General features: G+C 71.3%; 5 protein-coding genes. 2 read left to right on the top strand and 3 right to left on the bottom strand.

Features of this window, described 5'->3' with window-relative positions:
• Nucleotides 1–99 precede the first annotated feature (99 nt).
• Together proB and ACV4UX_RS16835 are read left to right on the top strand one after the other, a co-directional pair.
• Nucleotides 100–1242, top strand: a complete 1143-nt coding sequence (proB, locus tag ACV4UX_RS16840) for a glutamate 5-kinase (protein ID WP_491594441.1) — start codon at nt 100–102, stop codon at nt 1240–1242.
• 22 nt (nt 1243–1264) lie between these two features.
• A complete protein-coding gene (locus ACV4UX_RS16835; protein WP_491594440.1) occupies nt 1265–2404 on the top strand; it encodes a hypothetical protein in 1140 nt (379 codons plus the stop codon).
• Between the two features lie 182 nt (nt 2405–2586).
• Here the strand turns inward: ACV4UX_RS16835 and ACV4UX_RS16830 are convergent, their stop codons facing one another.
• The 3 genes from ACV4UX_RS16830 to ACV4UX_RS16820 form a co-directional block, all read right to left on the bottom strand.
• Nucleotides 2587–3753 (bottom strand): HD domain-containing phosphohydrolase, encoded by a 1167-nt coding sequence (locus ACV4UX_RS16830; RefSeq protein ID WP_491594439.1) that lies wholly within the window; start codon nt 3751–3753, stop codon nt 2587–2589.
• Nucleotides 3750–4964, bottom strand: a complete 1215-nt coding sequence (locus ACV4UX_RS16825) for a response regulator (protein ID WP_491594438.1) — start codon at nt 4962–4964, stop codon at nt 3750–3752. Before ACV4UX_RS16825 ends, ACV4UX_RS16830 begins: the two co-directional genes overlap by 4 nt.
• Nucleotides 4961–5606, bottom strand: a 646-nt coding sequence (locus ACV4UX_RS16820; RefSeq protein ID WP_491594437.1) for a sensor histidine kinase, incomplete at its 5' end; no start/stop codon positions are given. The genes ACV4UX_RS16820 and ACV4UX_RS16825, both read right to left, overlap by 4 nt.

The following is a 5606-nucleotide window of genomic DNA, read 5'->3' as shown; positions in this document are numbered from 1 at the left end:
GTCCGCGCCGTAGACCAGGAGTTCCGCCGGGTCGGTGACCAGGGAGTCGCCGGGGGTGTCGATGAGCACGATCTGGGCTCCTGACGCAAACAAACACCCATGGAAGACTGGAAAACACAGAAAACCGAATGCCTGGCCAAGGCCAGGCGCATCGTCGTCAAGGCCGGCAGCGCCGTGCTCACCTCGGGCAACGGAGTGGACTTGGCCGTGGTCAAAAGCCTGGCCAAGGACATCGCCGCCCTCCACCGCGCGGGCCGGGAGGTGCTCCTGGTCTCCAGCGGCGCGGTGGCCGCCGGGCGCGCCGTGATCCGCCAGCAGGAGCTGGCCGGGCTCCCCGACCGCCAGGCCGCCTCGGCCATCGGACAGAGCAGGCTCATGCACGCCTACGACGAGGCCTTCGGCGAGATGGGCATCGTCACCGCGCAGCTTCTGCTCACCCGTGACGACCTGGAAGGACGCGAGCGCTACCTCAACGTGCGCAACACCCTGCGCACGCTCCTCTCCTGGCGCAGCCTGCCCGTGGTCAACGAGAACGACACCGTGGCCGTGCAGGAACTCGTCTACGGCGACAACGACTGCCTGGCCTCGCTCCTGGTGGGCGTGGTGGGCGCCGACCTCTTCGTGAACCTCACCTCCGCCAAGGGCGTGTTCACCGAGAACCCCGCCGAGAACCCCAAGGCCGCCCACCGCCCCTGCATCGAAGACATCGCCTCCCTGGACCTGGAGGCCATGTGCAGGGGCAAGACCGCCTCGGGCACGGGCGGCATGCATTCCAAGCTCCTCTCGGCCCGCCGCGCGGCCCAGCTGGGCGTGCCCACGCTCATCGTGGCCGGGCGCGAGCCGGACCGCCTCTCCCGCGCCTTCGCCGGGGAAGACCTGGGCACCTGGGTGGCCGCCGAAGGACGCCCCATCTCGCGCCGCAAGTACTGGCTGGCCTACACCGCCGACCCCCGGGGCGGCCTCTGGGTGGACCAGGGCGCGGCCCAGGCCCTGCGCCAGTCCGGCAAGAGTCTGCTGCCCGCGGGCATCGTGCGCGTGGAGGGCGACTTCGAGAAGGGCGCCGTGGTGCGCATTCTCGATTTCCAGGGCCAGACCGTGGGCGTGGGCCTGGCCAACTACGACGCGGGGGACCTCAAGAAGATCATGGGCCTCAAGTCCGGGCACATCGCCCAGGTGCTGGGCCAGGCACCCTATCCCGAGGCCGTGCACCGCGACAACATGGTCCTGGACGCAGCCCTCTGAAAGCGGCCCTGGGCACCAAGACGTGAAGCCCCAGGCCGCCCCGCAGCGCAGGCGAGTGCGCGCCCTGGCCCTGGCCGCCTGCCTGACGGCCCTGGCCGCCGCACTCTGGCTCGACTGGCGCGTCTTCCGCGCCGATTGCCGCGCCCTGGTGTCCCGCGGCCTCACCGCGCCGACTGACCCTGCCTCGCCCCTGGCTCAGGACGCCTACCATCAGGCCATGGCCCGCGACCTCCTGGCCGAGCTGACCAGGCAGGCCCCGGACGTGCTCTATCTCAACGACTCGGTGATGGGCGGCCATTCCGCCCACGAGGCCCGCACCTCCCTGGACGAACTCCTGGCGCGCGAACTGGCCCGCCAGGGCGAGGCCGGGGCGGCCCGGGGCGCTCCCGTGCGCGCTCCGGCCGTGCGCGGGCTCTCGGGCGCGGGCTACACTCCCCTGGTCTACGGCCGCTACGGCGAGTTGCTGGCGCGCGCCGCGCGCAAGCCCCGCCTGGCGCTCATCTCCCTGAACCCGCGCAGCTTTTCCAGCGACTGGTTCTTCGGCCCGGACTACCTCTACGCCCGCGTGGCGGGCTTCCTGCCCGCCCTCGGCCGCTCTCCGGACGCCGCCCTGTGGCTCTCCCGGCTGCCCTCGCGCCTTGCGGGCCAGAGGTTGGAGGAGTTCCTGGCCGCCCAGGGCGAGCCCCCCGTACCCGAGGCCGTGGCCCAGTCCTGGTTCCACGACAACGCCCGGGACCACGCCGCCTTCGGCCCCGAGCCCCGGGGCCTGGACGCCTACGAGCGGGGCGTGCGCGCCCGATTTTTGGAAAATTACATGTGCGTTCCCGTGGAGGAGGAGCACCCCATGGCGGTGCAGACCGCCCAGGCCGTGCGGGCCTTCGTCCGGGCCGGAATTCCCGTGCTGGCCTACGCCACGCCCGTGGACGCAGACGAGGCCCAGCGCCTCCTGGGGCCGGGCTTCAAGGCCCTGCTGGGCCGGGACATGGAGGCCCTGGAGCGCGTGGTGCGCGGCGCGGGCGGGCAGTTCCTGGATCTCACCGGGCTGCTCGGCTCGCAGGATTTCGTGGACCGCGACCAGGCCTGCGAGCACCTCTCCCTCTCCGGGCGCGAGAAACTGGCCCGCGCCCTGGCCCCCGCCGTGGCCGCGGCCCTGGCGCGCTGAAGCAGGGCCGCCCGGCCCTCGCGCCCGCTCCGGCCCGGCGGCCAGGGCCGTCGCCCGCCTTGTCCCGGAGAGGCCGCTCAGGGTGCTTCCTCACAATCCGTCCATGCGGATTGTCAAGACAAGCAGCCAAGACCATTCATTTTCATTCGGAAAACTACGCCAAGTTTTCCCTGGTCGCGGCGCTAGGAGCGGCCCCCCCCCCCAGCCTGGCCCCCGGTGGCGTCTTCCTGCCTGACGGGCGCTCCCTCCATGGGCACCAGCACGCGAAAGGGCTCGCGCACCTTCTGGGCCTTGGCCAGGTTGCGCAGGCGCATGAGGCTGTAGGGGTTCACCTCCAGGCCCTTGGCCAGGAGCATGGCCCCGGCGTCGCTCATCAGGTCCTCGCCCAGGATCATGCCTTCACGCAGCTCCGTGAGGCGGATGTCGCGGGGCACCACCCCGGTGTCGGCCAGCACGTAGCGCTCGAAGGCCTCCAGGATGGCCGGATCGTAGCGCTCCGGGGTCTGCTTCAGGCGGCCCACGGCGTCCACCTTGGAGCCCAGGCAGCTTTCCAGCGCGTCGAAATCCAGGCAGATCTTGAGCAGCCTCGCCCCGCGCGGCTGGGCGGGGTTGTCCGCAAGGGAGTCCTCCTGGTGGCGGATCATCTCGCGCACGTCCTCCAGGCGGGGGATGCTCGAGAGCAGCTGAGATCCCACCGTGGGGTGCATGTGGTAGATCTGCAGCTCTTCCGGCGAGAGCGATCCGTCGCAACTGCCGCGCTGCACGATCTCCTCGGGGATGAAGATGCACCCGATCTGCGAGAGCATGGCCGCCAGCTCCACCTTCCAGGGGTCCTTCAGGCGCAGCCGCGGGGCCATGGCCCGGGCAAGGCGCTTGATGCGCTCGGCCCGGCCGAAGGCTTCGGGGTTGGTCTGGCCCAGGATTTCCGTGAGCACCTTGATGCAGCCGTGCAGCGTGCCCCGCAGGAGCTCCTTCTCGGCAGTGACCAGCCGGTGCTGCTCCAGGGCCGCCTCCAGGGCGCGCACGAGGGTCTGGGTGTCGCACGGCTTGGTGAGGAAGCGGAAGAGCCGCCCCTCGTTGACCCCCGCCATGGCCGACTCCAGGTCCGCGTGTCCCGTGAGCACGATCTTCACCGTGTTGGGGCTCAGTTCTCCCGCCCGGGCGAGGAACTCCATCCCGTCCATGCCGGGCATGCGCAGGTCGGCCACGGCCACGGCCACGCCGCCCTTGCGCACCAGCTCCAGGGCCTCGGCGGGGTCGGAGCGCGTCTCCACCTGGAAGCGGCTCGCCAGGGTGCGGGCGAACATGGCCAGCACCCGTTCGTCGTCGTCCACGAAGAGCACGGTCATGGGGCTTCTCCGTCTTGGCGCATCGCCAGGCACTCCTGCCGCCAGTCCTCCACGCGATCTTCCAGGCCCAGGGAGCGCAGGTGCTCCGTGTCCAGGGGGTGTGGGGCGTAGCCCGTATGGATGCGCACGATTTCGTGTTCCAGGGAGTTGGCCGCGTGCACGGCGATCACCGGGGACATGCCGGAAAGCCCCGGAGCGCCCGGGGCGTGGTGGAAGGCCACTGCCTCCAGCACCGCGTCGGGAAGGCCCCAGAGCCCGAGGAGATAGGCCCCGGCCGCCGCGTGCCCCGCGCCGCCGCGCCGCGCCTCGGCTTCGGCCAGGGGGCCCCCCGAGGCGCGGGCCTCGTCCACCAGGGCGCGGAAGGCCTGCGTGTCGCGCAGGGCGAGCACGTATTTGCCCACGTCGTGCAGCAGTCCCGCAAGGAAGCTCTCCTCCTGGCGCTCCGCCGGGAGCCCCTCCATCCGGGCGATGCGCCGGGCCATGGCCGCCGTTCGCTGGCTGTGCTCCCAGAGCAGGGAGAAGTCCATGCCCGGCGCGGTGGCCTTGTCGAAGGCCTTGATGAGCGCCACGCCCATGGCCAGCGATCGGATGGCGGCCAGGCCCAGGAACGTGACCGCCTGGGTCACGTCGCGCACGCGTACGGACCGGCCGAAGAAGGCCGAGTTGACCAGCCGGAGCACGTCGGCGGAGAGCCCCACGTCGGCGGCCACGATGCGGGCCACGGCCTCCACGGGAACGCGCTCGTCCTCCACCGCCTCCACGAGCCGGGTGAAGGTCTCGGGCATGGCGGGCAGGGCGTCGATGCGCCCGATGCGGGCCTTGACCTCCTCGGAGAGGATGGCGTCGCGCAGGGTGCAGCCCCTGGCGATCACGGACTCCAGCTGCCGCGCGGACACGGGCTTGGCCAGGAACTGGTGGGCCACGGCAACGCTCTGGAGGATGCGCCCCTGGTCCGTGTCGCCGGTGAGCACGATGCGCAGCATCCAGGGGTAGAGCCTGCGGACCTCCTTGAGCAGGCGGCGTCCCCCCGTGTCGGGCAGGCGCAGGTCGCAGACGGCCACGTCGTGGGGGGCGTCGCGCAGGATGTCCAGGGCCTGGGCGGCGGTGCGGGCGAAGGAGAGATCCCAGCGGTCGCGCGTGTGCCAGAGCATGCGGCGCGTGGCGGCCAGGAGCTGGGGGTCGTCGTCGGCGAAGAGGATGCGCTTCTTCATGCGGGCGCGCCTTCCCTTTCCAGTGGGAAGCGCAGGGTGAAGCGCGTGCCTTCCCCGGGTGTGGAATCCAGCAGGATGGTCCCGCCGTGGCGGCTCACCACCGAGTGCACGATGGCCAGCCCCTGTCCCGTGCCCTTGCCCACCTCCTTGGTGGTGAAGAAGGGATCGAAGATGCGCTCCAGGTTCTCCCTGGGGATGCCCACGCCCGTGTCGCGCACGGTGATCTCCGCCCAGTCGCCGTCGCGCGCGGTGGAAATGCGGATGCCGCCCTTGGTCCCCGTGCCGTGGAAGCGCTCGCTCACGGCGTGGGCCGCGTTGACCACCACGTTGAGCAGGGCCTGGTTGAAATCGCCCGGGGAGCAGGGGAGCAGGGGCAGCGCCGGGTCGAGGTCGGTTTCCACGTCGGCGTCGTACTTCCATTCGTTGCGCGCGATGACCAGGGTGGCTTCCACGGCCCTGTTCACGTCCACCAGGCGCTTTTCGGCCTGGCCGGGGTGCGAGAAGGTGCGCATGGCCCCCACGATGACGGCCACGCGCTCCACCCCGGTGATCGAATCCGCGATGGCTCCGGGGATCTCGTCCAGCAGTTCCTGGACGCGCAGCTCGCGGCGGGCCTTGTCGGCCTCTTCGAGGAGCCGGGCG

It is taken from the genome of Fundidesulfovibrio sp. (assembly GCF_058402725.1).
Note: the sequence above shows the minus strand (reverse complement) of the source record. Positions and strands in the feature narration are given on the sequence as shown.

Excerpts from the sequence above, each read along its gene's own strand:
- proB (WP_491594441.1), top strand. The coding sequence starts at position 100 with ATGGAAGACTGGAAAACACAGAAAACCGAATGCCTGGCCAAGGCCAGG.
- ACV4UX_RS16830 (WP_491594439.1), bottom strand. The coding sequence starts at position 3,753 with ATGACCGTGCTCTTCGTGGACGACGACGAACGGGTGCTGGCCATGTTC.
- ACV4UX_RS16825 (WP_491594438.1), bottom strand. The coding sequence starts at position 4,964 with ATGAAGAAGCGCATCCTCTTCGCCGACGACGACCCCCAGCTCCTGGCC.